The following is a 17,295-nucleotide window of genomic DNA, read 5'->3' as shown; positions in this document are numbered from 1 at the left end:
TTAGGGGAATCTAGTTTATATAAATTTTTAGACTTTTGAATGGTATTTCATACTACTTGGTAACCTACCCAAAAGCTAAATTTTTATAACTATGACTTATCCCATAAATCACTTCAGACAAAATCCAATTATGGATAAAAAAACAAAAAGAAACATTGATCTTACAGAGATTATCATGCTTAGTGGCGACATCAACTATTCGATAGTACATTTGAAATCGGGAAAAAAAATTTTGATATGTAAAACATTAAAGGTTCTAGAAGAATACCTCAAACCAATGGAATTTGTACGTGTACACCGTAAATACCTTATTAATCCTTACTTTGTAAAGTCTATTTGTCGCTATAACCAGACGATTCTGATGGACACAGGCGATACCATAGAAATATCTCGAAGAAAATTTGCTTCCGTTAAATTCTACTTTAGTAGAATGAGTACAATAGGCTAAAAAAACAGATTATCATTTCTTGATTTTAGGCTTTGGTTTTTATTTCACTATCTTTTGAGTAAACTTGCAAGAATTTAGTAAAGCAAACAAAATGATTCTATACGATTTTTGCTTGGCAAAAAGACGTTTGCAACAAGAACCAACAAGAAAATGGAACATCAAAAACCAATTATAGGTATTACACTTGGCGATTATAATGGCGTTGGCCCTGAGGTTATACTAAAAGCCCTTTCTAGTAACCGTATCCTAAAAATCTGTACTCCTGTAATTTATGGCTCGCAAAGGGTATTGAGCTATTACAGAAAAGTACTCGACTTAAAAGATTGGACACTCCACAGTATCAATGGTATTCAGCAGCTCAACCCCAAAGTAACCAATGTAATTACCTGCTGGGACGACAAACAGACCGAAGTAGAATCGGGCAAGGTTACACAGGATGCTGGTGCAGCGGCTTTGGCGTGTTTGCAAAAAGCTACACAGGATTTAAAAGATGGTTTGATTGAGGCTATTGTTACAGCTCCTATCAACAAATACAATATTCAGTCAGAAGAATTCAAATTTCCTGGACATACAGAGTTTTTTACCAATGCTTTCGATGCAAAAGATTCATTGATGTTCTTGGTTTCTGAAGATATTCGTGTTGGTGTAGTTACGGGACATATTCCGTTGGGGCGTGTACGCTCGCAGGTTACACAAGAGCGTATTACTCAAAAGCTTCAGCTAATGCTCAACTCCTTGACACAAGATTTTGGCTTGCAAAAGCCTAAAATTGCAGTCTTGGGGCTTAATCCTCATGCTGGCGAAGATGGCTTGTTGGGTAATGAAGAAAAAGAAGTGATTAGCCCTGTAATTGAGCAATTCAAGCAAAATGGCAACTTGGTATTTGGCCCATTCCCTTCCGATGGATTTTTTGGGAATATGCAACACCGTCACTTCGATGCCGTTTTGGCGATGTATCATGACCAAGGCTTGATTCCTTTCAAGTATATTGCCTTTGAAAATGGCGTAAATTTCACTGCAGGACTTTCAATTGTACGTACCTCGCCCGACCACGGAACGGCATACGATATTGCTGGGAAAAACACTGCTAGCGAAACTTCTATGCTCCAAGCTATTTTTACAGCAATTGATGTAGTAAAAAACCGTAAAGAAAGTATCAAAGAGATACAAGAAAAGTAAAACTTTTTCTTACTTTTGAAACAAATTTAATGTACCCATTAGCGTTAAGTTAGTGGGTATTTTTTTAGTCTAAATATACAGTACAACTTTAATCGAGCTAAATAACTTAATAAACAACTGATTAATAACAAGTTAAACAGCCAATTTCCAATTATTATCTATCCAATTAATCATTTAACTAATCTTATTACTACAATGTTAAACGAACAAACATCTCGTCGTGATTTCCTAAAAACGAGTTTATTGACAGCCGCAGGAACTGCCCTTCTTTCTAACGAACTTTTAGCAGAATCATTCAAAGGCGAAAAAAGCCAAATTGGTGTACAATTATGGTCGGTGCGTGAAGATATTTCAAAAGACCCAAAAGCATCTTTAGCCAAAATTGCTAAAATGGGTTATAAAAACGTTGAAGGATTTGGGTATTCAAATGGCAAATTCTTTGGCCTAAGTGCTAGCGAATATGCTAAAGTGTTGGCTGACAATGGCTTGAAAATGCCATCAGCTCATAATATGATTACATCTAAAGACTATGTGAATGGTCAATTGTCTGATTCTTGGAAACAAATGGTAGAAGATGCGGCCAAAGTAGGACAAAAATACTCAATTGTACCATATATGGCCGACGAAGACCGTAGCCAAGGTAAATTGATGGCCGAAATTTTTAACAAAGCTGCTGAGCACTGCAAAACTTTGAACTTGAAATTTGGCTACCACAACCATGATTTTGAATTTAAAAGCTACAACGGTGAAACCCTCTACAAAACTTTGATGGACAACACCGAAAAACATATCATTTTTGAAATGGACTTGTACTGGGCTGTTTTGGCTGGACAAAAACCTGGCGAATGGTTCAAAAACTACAAAGGACGCTTCACTCACGTTCACGTAAAAGACCACGACCCAGTAAAGAATGTAAGTGTTGAAGTTGGCGAAGGTGATATTAACTTCCAAGAAATCTTTAACCAAAAAGCTATTGGCGGTATCAAATATTTCATTGTTGAGCTTGAGGCCTACAAACGTACTCCAATGGAAGGTATCGAAATTAGCTTAAACAATTTGAAAAAATTGAAGTTTTAGTAATAAGCTATTCGTACTCAACTGAGGATGAAGTAGCATCCTAAATCTTTTGAGATATGATTAGCAACAAATGGAAATTTAGACTCTTCCGTGGGGTATTCTTGGTAGGTGGTGGGCTTACATCATGTATGATTTATGCCGACATCCACTGGCTCAAAGAAATTCGATTCGATGCACTTTATTTTTTTCAGTTATCGCTCGAAATTATCTTCTTTATTAGCATAGGAATTTTGGTGGCTATGCTATTTGAGCAAAATACTTGAAAAGAGAATTCCCAAATATTTTATTTACAGAAGAACCTGCCGTAAATTTGGCAGGTTTTTTTATTGTAATAGTATGTATTACGAGGCTATTTGCCTCATAATTTCACTTTTAATACCTAATAATTTCATAATTAGGTGCAAAGTCTATGAACAAAAGCGTGTTAATTGCCGATGAAATGCACCCGAGCATTATGTATATGATGGAGTCGCTCGGGCTTGTTCCTGATTACCAACCACAAATAAAGCGTGCAGAACTATTGGCAAACCTCCATCAGTACGATGGACTCATTATTAGAAGTAAAACACCTATTGATAAAGAAATTTTAGATACTGTCTCTCATTTGCGGTTTATTGCTCGTGCTGGTGCTGGGCTCGATTTAATCGATATTGAGGAGGCTCAAAAAAAGAATATCCAAATTTTTGCCGCCAACGAAGGAAATCGTGATGCCGTTGCCGAACACGTTATAGGTATGATTTTGTGCCTCTTCAACAAAATTAATACTGCCGACATTGAGGTGCGTCAAAAGTTTTGGAAACGTGAAGCCAACCGAGGTATCGAACTAATGGGCAAAACAATTGGCCTTATTGGATACGGCAACATGGGGCAGTCTGTAGCACAACGGCTATCGGGCTTTGGCGTAAAGGTATTGGCCTATGACAAATACAAAACAGGATTTAGCAACCAGTTTGTAGAAGAGGCTTCGATGGAAGAAATTTTTGAACAAACAGATGTCCTGAGCCTCCATATACCCCTAACCGACGAAACACGGTATCTGGTAACCAATGATTATATCAAACAGTTTAAAAAAGATATTTTTTTGATAAATACATCACGTGGCGAAATTGCGTCAATACAATGTATCGTAAAAGGCCTTAATACAGGGAAATTAAAGGGTGCATGCCTAGATGTTCTCGAAAACGAGAAAATGAATAAACTAAGTCCTGAACAAGAGATACTCTATGAGGTATTGTTTCAGATGAAAAATGTTATTCTAACCCCTCATGTAGCAGGCTGGACAGCCGAAAGCTATGAGAAAATCAATCAGGTACTTTTTGAAAAAATAAAACTCAGTTTAGCACAAGCTTAAAGAAACATTTTTAGGGTTTGGAGAGTTGAAAAGGTATGGAAACAACAATACCTTCCCTCAGCTTTACAGACCCTATTGTTTTTCTTGGTCTTTGTGGTTTTATGTTTTTTAGCGTAATGGTTCGCTATTTGATTTTGTCGGGTATATGCCACCTGTATTTTTATGGGTGGAAAAAAGAAGCTTGGCTCAACCGAAAAATCAACCTAAAGCCTTATCCACCCCAACAATTTAGAAAAGAAGCCTTTTGGTCGACACTTACCTCTTTGATTTTTGCTATTGTCGGTGCGTCAGCCGCTGTATTGTGGCAAAAAGGCTATACCAAAATCTACCTCGATATTCATGAATACCCTCTTGTTTGGTTGCCTGTAAGTATTATGTTGGCAATGCTTGTACATGAAACATACTATTATTGGGTACATAGATGGATGCATCAGCCTCGTATTTATAAAATTGTACATCATGTTCATCATGAAAGCAGAATTACTTCGGCATGGACAGCCTTTTCGTTTCATCCATTAGAGGGGCTATTAGAAGCCTTAATAATGCCCGTTATTATAATAGTTATACCAATGCACATCTATGCCATTGTGGCACACCTGAGTATTATGACTATTACAGCAGCAATCAATCATTTAGACATCGAAATATATCCTAAAAATACAGTGGGAGATTGGACGGGCAAATACATGGTTGGGGCAACACATCACAGCCACCACCATAAATACTATCGGTACAATTATGGCTTATATTTTACCTTCTGGGACAAAATTGCCAAAACAGAAAGCCCAACTTTTGAGAAGGAATTTGCGAATAGGAAATAAAAAGGCTGCCTTCGTGAAGGCAGCCTTTTTTTAATAGTTATAATGAGAACGAACAAGGCCTCGATAACCACGTTCTGAAAGCCATGTAATTTTTTCGTTGGCACTTTCTTTGGTATAAAACTCTCCAAAAATTAATCGATAAACTTTACCAATATCTTTTTGGCCAACCTGAATAAAGATTTCATCGCGGCTCAAGCCCATTTTAATCAACTCATCGTACATATCTTGTATTTTGTTCAGGTTGGTCAATGCTGTTACCTGAACACCAAAACCACGTGGTGATTTTTCGACACCATTTATATCATAAGTTTTTTCAGCAGAAAAAGCCGTTGAATAGCTTGACTGTTGAACTGGAGCACTTGCCAAAGAAGCACTCAATCGTTCGTCTCTTGTAGTAACCTCATAATCACGATAAACATTAACAGGCTGTGGAGCTCTTGCACTTACTACTTCAACCCTTACCTGAGCACGTCCACTAGCAATCATTCCTAATCGAGAAGCGGCTTCTCTTGATAGATTAATAACTTTACCTTCGTCTTCACATCTACAATAATCATTAACACGCACCTCTACAAACTTATTATTCTCTAGGTTTGTCACTTTCAAAATCGTATTTAAAGGGAATCTTGAATGTGACGCTGTCATTTGAGAATCATCGTACTTTTCACCATAAGAAGTCAAATTTCCAGTCAAATTTTTTGCATAATACTTTGCAATTCCTTCTTCAACCACCGTATTTTCATAAGAACCGCTATATTCGCTATTTTGGGCCTTTGAAACAATCAAACTACCTTGAACAAGTATCAAGAAAGCGGATGCAATTATTTTTCTCATATTCGTACTACTTTGATTTAATGTATAGTTTTAGATGTGCTGTTGTTATAAGTACCAATCTACCCAATATATCTATGAGCTGCCATGGAATGCAGGTGCAAATTTAGTAGCTTTTACTATAATTATACTACTTCATCGTCAAATTTCATGCCAATTATATATAGATTATTAGAAAACCTAAAAAACCTTTTTCTAAAACATTTAAGATGTCATCTAACACACTAAATATAAGACATTTAGTGCATATTTCAAAGGATTATTGACAATACCTTTAACTCAATTATATTAATTATACCATTTATTTTTCACAAATGGTACTTTTCCAATATTCATTTTCAGCATAATTCTTTCCAGATACCCGCAATTAACCGTAATTTTTATCAGCAGCCAGATTGGCAAGCAAATATTTTTGATAATTGATTTATATTAATCGTCAGCCACTGATAAGAGTGCTAACTATCAAGTGCCGAGTTTTGAGACTATACCATTTTCTATCAAACAATTATCTTACTAAAAGCTTTAAACTGAAATAGTATCGCTATTGAGTATAATTATTTGGCATAATTTATGGAAATATGCTCTATTTCAAGTATTTAAAATTTACTTTTTTACTCAATTTTTTATAAAATTGCTATACATTTTCGTATTGCCATATCCAGAACATAAAGCTGTTTAATTTTATTCATAAAATAGGTCTACAACACCTCAAACACAGCCCGAAACCATGATTTTTAAGGTAAAACAATTGAAGCATTGTTTGTGTATGTACACGAATTTCCTCACTAAGTATTTCCCTATTAGTTGCTGAATAAATTCCTATCACAAAAATTTAAACAATTAAATATTCTACCCATGAATACTCTATTTACACGCTACATTGGAGTGTTGCTATTGCTGATAAACACTAGTCTATTTGCCCAACAAACTCCAACACCCCCAGCACCTAACCTGCCTGAAGAGCCTATTCCAAAAGAACAACCTTTAGACAAGCCTACTGTACTCAAAGACAAAAGCCTTCCCGATGCCCCTTTATTGCCCAATAATCCTCCTGCAACCAATCTGGCAGCGGGCGGACTACCTCTTGGACAAACGCCTGTGGCACCGCCCGAAAGTAATTTCATCAATCGTTTTCAAGATATTCCAATCAACCTATTCACAGGAACGCCTATTATAGGGTTGCCTATCTATACCCTTTCTGAAGCAGGAGGAGCTTCTGTTCCTATTGCACTTTCTTATAATGCCTCTGGCATGAAAGGACACGATGTGGCCTCGTGGACAGGCATGAATTGGCTATTAGTATCGGGTGGCCAGATCACAAGAATTACGAGAGGGCTACCAGATGAAGGCAAGTTTACATTAGATAATAATTTGATTCAAACTGCCAGAAAAGGAGCATATCAACACGGAGTATATGCCGACAATGACTCAGAAAATGACCCTCAATATGACATTTTTCTCCTCAATATCAATGGTACAAGTTATAAATTCAGTTTTGATAGCAATAGAAAAGCTCATTTTTTCCCCGAAACAGATATTGATGTAAGTGTTACTTGGAGTGCTATCGACAATTCGACAGTAGGCTTTTTTTCTAACTGGATAGTAACAATGCCAGATGGCACAAAATACTATTTTGATGGCCCAACAGCCTTTGAAAGTAGTTTTGAACTAGAAGCTACGCAAGCCAAAAATATATCCAACTATAATTTTGGGGTTTATCGTCGTTATGAGGAAGTTGTAAGTGCTTTTTACCTTACCAAGATAGAAACAGCCTTTGGACACCAAACGCTATTTGAATACAAAAGTACGCTTTATTCTTTTTTTAGAATTGCCGAACAGGCCGCCACTACCTTCAACTGTACGTTTAGTGGTATCGACAAATACATCAATAAAGTGTATGTAGCTAGCTCGGCCCTTTACAAAATTAGTAATGGTACACACGTTGTCGAGTTTAACAAAGGAGGCTGGTCGCAAGGAACAAATGAGTTTGGGATGCCCTACTGGTACCTCAATAACACCTACCCTGCTCGCCAGGATATAGACGAGTTTGCTAAAACACCTAGCAATACCTCCTCGGCAAGGGCTTTACATAAAATTACAGTATATGCCAAAGACGACCCCAGCAAGGTGTACAACTGGAATTTTACGTATGATTATAACACTGGTGTCGACCCTTCTAACATTCCTCCTTTCAATTATTCGTATGAAACCGTGGGACATACCCATAAAAAACGGTTCAAACTCAGGAGTGTTCAAGAACCTGATGGCAACCAATATACCTTTAAGTATTATGACGATACCTATCCGTTACCAAGTCGCTTTACACAAGGCATAGACCACTGGGGCTACTTAAACGGTGTTTTGTCGGCTAATTTGTTGATAGGACAAGATGCCTTCAGAAATTGTGCCAACGGACAGGCTGCCAACAGAAGTGCCACCGTTGGATGGTCGCAGTATGGCACACTAACAGCTATTTCGCATTCAACAGGAGGAAGCTCGATTTTAGAATACGAAAATCATACAGCAAACAATTATGCGTCGATTATTGGAGGAAGTAGAATCAAAAAAGTAACCTATATCGACTCTGTTTCTTTTTTAAAAACTGTCAAACGTTATGATTATCAATTAGACAATGGCAATTCGTCGGGCTTTTTATGTTTAAAACCCGTTTATCATTTTGATGATAAAGTAAATTATCAGGGAGCTCCTAATCAATATTGGTATTCGGGTTTGTATCAGCAACTCCTTTCAGAAAGTGGCCGTCCTGCTGTTGGGTACAGTCGGGTCAAAGAAACTATCCTCAATAGTACAGAAGATGACAACTTAGGCTATACAGTTTCTACTTTTTTACAACCTCTTACCGAAATCAATATTCAGGAAATTGTTACGTACAATTGCCAAACTCGGTATCCTCCCGAAGTGCCCTATCCTATTACTACTTGCGATACCAGCAGGTATCTTCGTCCTTGGAAATGGAATCCTTATCACGAAAATACTATCGGAGCACCAGCAAGCGTATCTGTTTATAGCAAAAATAACATACTTCTTTCTGAAAAAAATAGTGTTTATGGCGAAGTTCAGCGGTTACAAACGCCTCCTTACCAATTTAATTATCATAGCTTTAGGTTTGTTAATAAAAATTATAATTTTGAAAGAGCCTATTACGAATTTTATTACTATTATAGACTCATTTCGGAAACCTCCAAAATCTTTAGCCAAGACGGTACCAATCCTGTAGTATCCAGTACAACCTATAGTTATAAAGATGAAACCGATAATACCTATCAACAAGCCTATCCTGGCAAGCATAATCAGGTAGTAAAAACCACTACTAGCGATAGCTATGGCAATATTATCGAACACTGGACAAAGTATGCTGCAGATTTTGTTTTTTCGCCCCTACCCTCTAATAATATAGAAGAAAAGGGTATTCGGGCTTTGCAAAACAAACATATTCTCAATGGTGTCATAGAAAGTATTACACGAAAGCAAAACCTAGTAGACAATAACTTTGTCTGGGCGGTTATCAATGCCAGTTATCAAACCTTTTATGATAAAGACTCAGCTACATTTAAGGCAGGCTTACCAAGGTCAAGCTATGTTTTAGAAAACGTTCCTCGAAGTTCTTTTACAGAGGTAAATTACAATACCTCTACCCAAACGTTTGCCCGTAGCAACGAATACGACCTTAAAAATACCATAGAGGCTTATACCGCTACGGGCTTGCCCATACAATCATCTACACGCTTTGGTACCAAAAACAAAACCATTTATCATAGCACCTATACTAGCCTCCCGATCAGCCAAATCACAAATTGGGGGCAAGCATCACAACAAACCACTAATACCGAATATGCCAATATCCTCTATGGTGTTAGCAAACAGATTGGTGTCAATGAGTTATCGATTACTAATGAATATTATTTGGATGGAAAACTCAAGCTACAAAAAGACAAAGACGGTAATATTGTTCGACACATTCAGTACGTTTATCGGGGGCAACAAGATACCGACCCGCTGCTTACTACCAATAGCCAGTACAACCGAATTATCACAAGAATACCTAGAATAGCAAGCACCAATGCCCTAGCCCTCGACCATACCCAATGTAGCATTTCGGTAGCTTATATTGATGGCTCGGGCAGAACCCTACAGCATATCGACTACAAGGCATCGCCCAACCAACAAGACTTTGTGTCGGGTGTAATAGATTATGATATATTTGCTCGGCCTAAAAAAACTTGGCTATCTGTTGAAAGCACCAAATCGGATGGTAGTTTATTGGACACCAGCGTTGTTAAAGCCACCGCCAAAAGCTTTTATAAAGACCCCATGCCTTATGCTGAAGTAGTAGAATACGAAGCGTCGCCACTGAGTAGAGTTTTTAAAAGCTATGGTACAGGCAAAGTATTTCGTGATAGTAGTAGGTATGTACAAAATCGTTATGAAACAGCCAATGCTATCAAACGCTTTAACCTCAAATATCAAGACAATGCCATCAACATTGATACCTACAGTACCTACCTACTCACCAAACTAACAAGCACCGACGAGCAAGGTGCAAAAGTTATCGAGTACAAAGACAAAGCTGGCAATACCATTCAGCGTGAAGTACAGGTATCGGCCAATAGCGTTCTTACGACAGCCTATATTTACGACAACGCTGGCAGGCTGAGGTATGTTCTAACACCCAAGGCATATAACCTCCTCGGAAACGCTACCCATATTCCTAATATCGAATCGTGGGAAGTCTTCGATGAAAATGTGTATGCGTTTCATTACGACGGACGCGGCCGAGCTATTGAAAAGCACAGTCCTAGCGTAGGTTGGAGCAGATTGGTATATAACCGCCTCGACCAAGCTGTACTGAGCCAAGATGATGACGAAGCCACCCGAAATATCTGGAATTATACCCAAACAGATGGCCAAGGCCGCACTATCCGTTCTGGACAATTTACCCTCAATGCGTCACGAAATACCCTACAAGGATACTTCGATAACTTTACCGATGCCAACCAATTTGAAGAAAGAATAGCAGCAGGCTCTTATACCAACCGTTCTTTCCCCAATATTCTGAGGGATTATATCAACAATACTACCATCAAAACCATCGCCTTTTTTGATGACTACAACTGGCGATACGACAACCAGTACTCGGGGAGTATTGCCGATTATGATTTTCAGCCCAATACTTTCAATTCTACGGCCTATTCTGCCAATACCAACAAAGCCAAAGGATTGGCCACTGGAAGCCTTATCAAAGATGAAATCTACGGCGATTTCTTTTTTCCGTCGGTAAGTTATTATGACTATAAAAATCAAATAATCCAAACCATCTCATACCATAATCTGCTTGCCCGTAATCAAGCAGATATACAATATAATTTTGTAGGCGATGTTTTGAAAAACCAAATGATTTACCGCAAAAATGGAGCCATAGATTATATCCGTACAACCGAGCAAGCTTTTGACCATAACGGCCGCCTCAAAGACTTATTCTATACCCTCAAACAAGGCAGTACCGAAAAGGTAGCTCGAATCAAAATGGCGAGTTACTTCTATGATGCCATTGGTCGCCTAAAAACAAAGGCTATACAGCCCAGTGCCACTACTTTAGGGTCAAAACAATCAGGATTATGGACACAAACCAGCACATGGCTATTAGGAGCTGTACCTACTATCAGCGACAACGTTATCATTAATCAAGGCCATGTAGTTACTATTCCAAGCACCCAAATAGCCAAAGCTGGAAGCCTCTTTGACAAAGGCAACCTTGTGTTTCAACCAAACAGCCAGCTACAACTGGGCTCGTTACAGCCCAACAACACTGGCTCGGCCCTACAACTCATCGAATATTCGTACAATATTCGTAACCAACTCAGAGGCATCAACCTTGATGACTCCGACAACCTCTTGACCTCTCAAGACAAACTCTTTAGTTATAAACTCGACTATCATGAAACCAATCGTTATTATGATGGCAGTATTGCCAAACAAACTTGGAAAAGTGCAGGGGTATCATCGCCTACTCGTAGCTTTACTTATACCTACGACCTTGCCAATCGCCTAACCAACGCCAGCTTTGCCAGCAACAAAGCCAACGAAAACTATAGCCTCGGCAATATTAGCTACGATGTAATGGGCAACCTGCAAACTATGCAACGCTATAGCAAAACAGGTACTACTACTTGGGGGCTTGTCGACAACCTTAGCTATACCTATCTCAACAATGGCAATCGTCTACAAAAAATAGATGACTCCATTGCTGGCAATATCCCTGCCAACGACTTTAGAGATATAACTGGCAACGATTACACTTACTATCCCGATGGCAAACTCAAAACCGATACCAACAAAGGGATTACCAATATTGAATATAATTTCTTAGATTTAATCAAGAAAGTAACCTTTGGCAATGGTACTGAAGTTGAGTACTTTTATACTTCCACAGGAAATAGGATACAACGTAAAATCACCAAAAACAATCTAGCAACTTACACAATATACAACGGTGAAATAGTTTACTCCTACTCGGGCAATAACCCCACCCTACAAAACTTTGATATTGACGAAATTCAACATCCAGAAGGAAGGTTTGTCGATGGAAAACTAGAATACGCTTATACCGACTACCTTGCCAACCTTAGACTAAGTTACCAAGATAGCCTAGGTATTGCCAAAATCACACAAGAACAAAGCTACGACCCATGGAGCAATGTTCTTGCAGGAACTCAATATTATGACAACCCTAGCAAACAAGATTACTATCTTGTAGCTGGAAAACCATACCAGAACGAAACAGCTCTTACTAGCCTAGACTGGAGAGAATACGATGCCACCATTGGCAGAATGAACAACCCTGACCCTGAGGACCAATTCCAACATATCAGTCCTTTTGCCTACTGTGCCAATAACCCTGTAAGTCATATCGACCCTGATGGAAGATTCTTACATATAGGGATTGGTGCTGTTCTTGGTGGAGCTATCAACTTAGGTATTAAAGCTTATCAGGGTAAAATTAAAAATTGGACTGATGGAGCTGCCGCTTTTGGAATCGGAGCTCTTGCTGGGGGTCTTGGGGCAGCTACTGGTGGGGCAGCTTTTGCCGCTACTGGAGGAGCTACTGCTGGGGCTGGTGGTTTTGTAGCTGGTGCTATAGGTGGATTAGCTGGTAGTGCGGCAAGTAGTCCTATTCAAGGGTTTGGTAATGCCGCCTATTTTCATGACTCATACGCTATAAGCGACTTTGGGAGAGATTTGCTCATCGGAGGGGCTATGGGTGGTGTCATTAATGGGGCTATTGCTGGGTTTAATGGAAAAAACTTCTGGAGTGGTAGTCCACGTTCAATGGGCTCACATGGCATTTTCTCTTTTAACAATCAAAAAGCACTAACTCAAGAAGGCTGGACAAAACTTAGTAACGGAAAATGGTTTCGAGCAGAAAGCGATAACGTCATTTATGGCCCTGTTGAAAAACAATTAGCCGATGGTTCAATGGCGTGGTCTGATGATTTTGCAGGGCATAGAACAGGGGATGTTTATGGGGGGAGGCAATCATCATGGATTGAAGGAACTCATAAATCATCTTTAAATACAATGATAGAAGGAAGATATGCAGTAGAATCTATCGAAGGGAATGCTACAAGAAATTTTGCAACCATTAGGGATCAAATAAATGAGATAGGAAGAAAATATGGATGTCATACTTGTGGTACAAAAACAGCTAATGGTATATATATTCCAGACCATCAACCACCTTTAAAATTGAGTCCTAAGGGTCCTTTCAAACTTTTCCCACATTGTCCAAACTGTTCAAAACTTCAAGGAGGGCAAGTTAATAAATATCTTAATCATTAAATTTTATGGAAAATATAAAACATATCGGAACTTTAAATGGTAGAATATTTCTGGTATCTGGAGTCAAAGCATTTAAGCAATGGAGAGGTATTAGAGAAAATGAAAACTCCGAAACAAATTATGATTTATTAGATGATTTCATTAGTTACGAAGAAGGCGACTTGACATTATTCAAAAAATCATTGACCGAAGTTTTTTCTGTGTTTTTTAGTATGAGTTCAAAGATTGAAATATTCAAAAAAGACAATAGGTTAATTATATTTGACGGTTTATATTTTAATGAATCTTGGGACGACTATATAATTAAAAATCAAATTGAAGTTATTGGAGAAATCAGTTTTGAAATAAATTTCAACGATGAAGTCATAGTTATTTTTGATGCAACTCTGGATGGGAACAAAGTATTTTCAACAAATAAAGAAGGCGTTTGGAGTAGTTTCGATGAACCCTTTAATTCCTATGCTACTGTAACTCTACCCCAAGAGAGTTATAAAGCCAAAAGAATTAAAACTATCATTTATCATAATAAACAAGAAGTTATAATATACGGAATTGAATTTTTACCAAATTAATTTTAACATATATCTATGCCTTAAAATAAAATGAAAAACAATGACCAATACTTTGAAATGGTGGCAAGTGATAAAATTATTGCTAAAGCTACTTATTAATACATAATTGACCTTAATGAGCTTAAGAATCATCAATTTTTGAGCTTATTAAATACAATATATAATTCGGGAGGTAGTAGAATCACCGTTTCAAATGATTCCCAAATAATTGCAGTAGGTAGTTATTACGATGGCATAGAAGCATACGATATTAAAACAGGAGCAATGTACTTGCTGGAACTCAATATTATGACAACCCTAGAAAACAAGATTACTATCTTGTAGCTGGAAAACCATACCAGAACGAAACAGCTCTTACTAGCCTAGACTGGAGAGAATACGATGCCACCATTGGCAGAATGAACAATCCTGACCCTGAAGACCCGTATGATGATTTAAGTTTATATGCTTATAGCCGTAACAACCCTATTGCCTATTTTGACCCTGATGGAAGAATACCTATTCTTATTCCTATTGTAGCTGGATTACTTGGTGGAGGACTTAATTTAGCAACCAACTGGAGTAAAATTAAAGACCCCATACAAGGGTTAGGGTATTTTGCCTCAGGGGCAGCGGGTGGGGTTATAAGCCTAACCAATCCGTTAGCAGGGGGAGCAATTACATCGGCAGGAAATGCCACCATTGATATTGCCACAGGTAATGTTCCTGATTTTAATAATCCAACGGATGCACTTTTGTATGTTGGCAAAGAAGCTGCGGTGGGTGCAGCCACTTCTTTTGCAGGAGCTCAGGCAGGAAAAATAATTGGTCCAGCTTTAGCAAAGTTAGGAAATACTATTGGAGGTTGGTTTAAAAATAGTTTTCAAGCGTATGCCAAAGAATCTATTAATACCATTATCATCAATGGTAAACCTATAACCACCACCATTGATGTAGGGATTAAGGCTACTAAGCAGTATGTGGCAAGAGCATTGGGGAACTCGGTAGGGAATACGATTAAGGGGGAATTCAATGCTACATCTTTTGCAGATGAGATAATTGCGATAAATAAAACTACAGAAGGGGGAGGTAGGTTATTAAGTACCACTCCTTTATCAGTAATAAATTCTGCAATATATTATGAAACTGCTGCAGAGCAAGGAAGTTCAATTTTTAGGTCTATTATTAAAAACCATATGTTTTATGATGGGAATAAAAGAACTGCTGTCGCAGCTTTTCAATCATTTGCTAAGCAGCATGGATTAACAACCGTCAGCCAACAGCAAATGATGAATGTTGCAAATCAAGTTGCAACTGGACATGTCACTGAAATATTACAAATTTCAAAACTATTACTAAAATAAATTTTAAAATGGAAATGATAGAACTTGTTAATAAGGATAACTTAACCTCAGATGACATACTAAATATAATAACTGTTGTTGGAAGAAAGAAAGATGTTATAATTGTAAAAAATGATGGAGTTAGAAATCATGAACAGTATACGGTTATAATTATTTCTTCTAAACATCCAGACAAGAGTTTTAGATGTGATAATGATTCCCTACAAATAGCTATAAAGGAAGTTCTCAAAGAGTATGTAGCCGAATGCTTCTAAGGGGGATAGCGACTTGATGAAAGCTTGTTCAAATTTGTAGAAACCAAAGGCTTCTAAACATACAGAAACTTTTCTACTAGATTCCAACAGAATAAGATATTATCAGTAATAATTGAATATTCCATTCACAGTTCAGGCTGTACAATTGAATTTGAGAGAGGATGATTCCATAATATTTGACTTGTTTAAGCTTGAGCTTTTTGTGTCTGAAAGGCTCAAGCATCCAAATGAATTAACTAAATTATTTCAGAAAATAGAGCTATACAAAGAAGATGAAAAATGGAAAGTACGATATAAAGTAGAATACGACTAAGACAAATACTAAGCTAATTAGCTTATTTTCTACAAGAATAAACCATTGCATTTGGAGCTGCCACTTCCTTTGCTGGAGCTCAATTAGGAAAAATAGCAGCTCCTGCTTTGAACAAACTTGGTAATACCATTAGTAGCTGGTTCAAAAACTCCTTCCAAGCATACGCTAAAGAATCAACTAATACCATAATCATCAATGGAAAACCTATAACCACTACCATTGATGTTGGAATTAAGGCTACTAAGCAGTATATAGCAAGAGCATTGGGGAGTGCGACTGGGAATGTATGGTTACAAGGAGGCAAAACATTTGCTGAATATAAAGCAGTAAGAGGTGGAACACAGACATTAGCCAAGATCTCAACTTCTACAGGTACTCAAAGAATCAGTACAGAGTTTCACCATGTCTTTATAACTCAACGGATGCAAAGAACTTATAACTTGCCTAACTGGGCAGTGAATAATAGGTTGAATGTTTGGAAACTAAATACAGTTCAACATTCACTTATAGACCCATATCGATACAACTTTTTGCGAGCTGGCTTTAAGCCTGATGTTGGTTGGTTTGGAAAGTATAATTGGTTTACAAAATTTTAAAATAATTAGAAATGTTTGGACTATTTAAACGAACTAAAATAGAAAAATGGGAAACAGATTTACTTCAAAATGTGATAATTAAGCTCCCATCTGAATATTCAAGCTTTATAAACCAAATAAATGATGGTTTGTTGAGAGGAGTACTTGTCAGTGCAAGTGACATTCTTGGATATGTAGCTTTTACGTTTCACCCTAACATATTAAAAAAGTATGATAAAAAGAAGGAACAGGATTTTAAACTCACCAACATAAAAGTATATGATAATAAATCATTGAGTTTTGTTCCCTATGAAATTTATATCTCAAGCGGTACAATCAGTGGTTATTCCTTGATTGGGTGTAAAGGGCAGAATGTTGATGTAGGAAAGGTCGATGTGTCTGGTTTCAAGAAAAAAATTATTGGGAAATCTGATTACCACCGAATTATGTATATTCTTCTTGAAGAAGAAAAGAAGCTATTAAACCCTTCGGAGGTTTATTCAATCCTCATAGATGGCAAAGAATACTTCCATCTCAAAGATCTAGAAGATGGAGATTTTATTGGAATAGATGAAAATAAAGTTATTTATAGAATTACTCATAATCCTTTGGAAAAGGTAGTAATTAGTAAAAAACTATCAGAGGTCTTAGAAGGAGAATAATCAATTAGATAG

15 protein-coding genes and 1 pseudogene are annotated in these 17,295 nt (G+C 37.5%); 15 read left to right on the top strand and 1 reads right to left on the bottom strand.

What is annotated here, in order from left to right; translation table 11 throughout:
- Positions 1 to 91: 91 nt before the first annotated feature.
- The 6 genes from FLEMA_RS0164310 (at position 92) to FLEMA_RS0164235 (ending at position 4,876) form a co-directional block, all read left to right on the top strand.
- Positions 92 to 448 (top strand): LytR/AlgR family response regulator transcription factor, encoded by a 357-nt coding sequence (locus FLEMA_RS0164310; RefSeq protein ID WP_052354357.1) that lies wholly within the window; start codon positions 92 to 94, stop codon positions 446 to 448.
- Positions 449 to 598: 150 nt separating this feature from the next.
- Complete coding sequence (gene pdxA, locus FLEMA_RS75515; protein WP_044174122.1) at positions 599 to 1,627, top strand: 4-hydroxythreonine-4-phosphate dehydrogenase PdxA; 1,029 nt, start codon at positions 599 to 601, stop codon at positions 1,625 to 1,627.
- Between the two features lie 195 nt (positions 1,628 to 1,822).
- A complete protein-coding gene (locus FLEMA_RS0164265) occupies positions 1,823 to 2,704 on the top strand; it encodes a TIM barrel protein (protein WP_044174120.1) in 882 nt (293 codons plus the stop codon).
- A gap of 56 nt (positions 2,705 to 2,760) precedes the next feature.
- Complete coding sequence (locus tag FLEMA_RS0164260; protein WP_026997627.1) at positions 2,761 to 2,967, top strand: hypothetical protein; 207 nt, start codon at positions 2,761 to 2,763, stop codon at positions 2,965 to 2,967.
- A 146-nt stretch (positions 2,968 to 3,113) separates the two neighbouring features.
- On the top strand, positions 3,114 to 4,055 hold the full coding sequence (locus FLEMA_RS0164245; protein ID WP_026998038.1) for an NAD(P)-dependent oxidoreductase: 942 nt from the start codon (positions 3,114 to 3,116) through the stop codon (positions 4,053 to 4,055).
- 35 nt (positions 4,056 to 4,090) lie between these two features.
- Positions 4,091 to 4,876, top strand: a complete 786-nt coding sequence (locus tag FLEMA_RS0164235; RefSeq protein ID WP_081681409.1) for a sterol desaturase family protein — start codon at positions 4,091 to 4,093, stop codon at positions 4,874 to 4,876.
- A 30-nt stretch (positions 4,877 to 4,906) separates the two neighbouring features.
- Here FLEMA_RS0164235 and FLEMA_RS76440 read toward each other — a convergent pair whose 3' ends face one another.
- A complete protein-coding gene (locus FLEMA_RS76440; RefSeq protein ID WP_052354355.1) occupies positions 4,907 to 5,710 on the bottom strand; it encodes a septal ring lytic transglycosylase RlpA family protein in 804 nt (267 codons plus the stop codon).
- Between the two features lie 852 nt (positions 5,711 to 6,562).
- On the opposite strand from FLEMA_RS76440, the gene FLEMA_RS0164190 reads away from it, so the two are divergent.
- The 9 genes and pseudogenes from FLEMA_RS0164190 to FLEMA_RS0164140 all read left to right on the top strand — a co-directional run bounded on the left by FLEMA_RS0164190 (position 6,563) and on the right by FLEMA_RS0164140 (position 17,283).
- Positions 6,563 to 13,564: a DUF6443 domain-containing protein gene (locus FLEMA_RS0164190; protein WP_026997625.1), complete on the top strand. Its 7,002-nt coding sequence runs from the start codon at positions 6,563 to 6,565 to the stop codon at positions 13,562 to 13,564.
- Between the two features lie 5 nt (positions 13,565 to 13,569).
- Positions 13,570 to 14,136 carry a hypothetical protein gene (locus tag FLEMA_RS0164185; RefSeq protein WP_026997624.1) on the top strand — a complete coding sequence of 189 codons (567 nt, stop codon included), beginning with the start codon at positions 13,570 to 13,572 and terminating at the stop codon, positions 14,134 to 14,136.
- Positions 14,137 to 14,274: 138 nt separating this feature from the next.
- On the top strand, positions 14,275 to 14,460 hold the full coding sequence (locus tag FLEMA_RS76850; RefSeq protein ID WP_026997623.1) for a hypothetical protein: 186 nt from the start codon (positions 14,275 to 14,277) through the stop codon (positions 14,458 to 14,460).
- A gap of 11 nt (positions 14,461 to 14,471) precedes the next feature.
- Positions 14,472 to 14,615: pseudogene (locus FLEMA_RS77305) on the top strand (RHS repeat-associated core domain-containing protein); the annotation flags it as partial.
- A gap of 279 nt (positions 14,616 to 14,894) precedes the next feature.
- A complete protein-coding gene (locus FLEMA_RS77250) occupies positions 14,895 to 15,479 on the top strand; it encodes a type II toxin-antitoxin system death-on-curing family toxin (protein WP_229359563.1) in 585 nt (194 codons plus the stop codon).
- Between the two features lie 8 nt (positions 15,480 to 15,487).
- Positions 15,488 to 15,733 carry a hypothetical protein gene (locus FLEMA_RS0164170; protein ID WP_026997622.1) on the top strand — a complete coding sequence of 82 codons (246 nt, stop codon included), beginning with the start codon at positions 15,488 to 15,490 and terminating at the stop codon, positions 15,731 to 15,733.
- Between the two features lie 112 nt (positions 15,734 to 15,845).
- On the top strand, positions 15,846 to 16,046 hold the full coding sequence (locus FLEMA_RS75500) for a hypothetical protein (protein ID WP_044174115.1): 201 nt from the start codon (positions 15,846 to 15,848) through the stop codon (positions 16,044 to 16,046).
- Between the two features lie 107 nt (positions 16,047 to 16,153).
- Entirely contained in the window at positions 16,154 to 16,642 is a 489-nt protein-coding gene (locus FLEMA_RS75495) for a hypothetical protein (RefSeq protein WP_044174113.1), read from the top strand.
- Between the two features lie 11 nt (positions 16,643 to 16,653).
- The gene (locus FLEMA_RS0164140; RefSeq protein WP_026997621.1) at positions 16,654 to 17,283 is read left to right on the top strand and encodes a hypothetical protein; all 630 of its coding nucleotides are present in this window, start codon (positions 16,654 to 16,656) and stop codon (positions 17,281 to 17,283) included.
- The last annotated feature ends 12 nt before the right edge of the window (positions 17,284 to 17,295 follow it).

The sequence above is a fragment of the Flectobacillus major DSM 103 genome (assembly GCF_000427405.1).
Classification (GTDB): domain Bacteria; phylum Bacteroidota; class Bacteroidia; order Cytophagales; family Spirosomataceae; genus Flectobacillus; species Flectobacillus major.
Note: the sequence above shows the minus strand (reverse complement) of the source record. Positions and strands in the feature narration are given on the sequence as shown.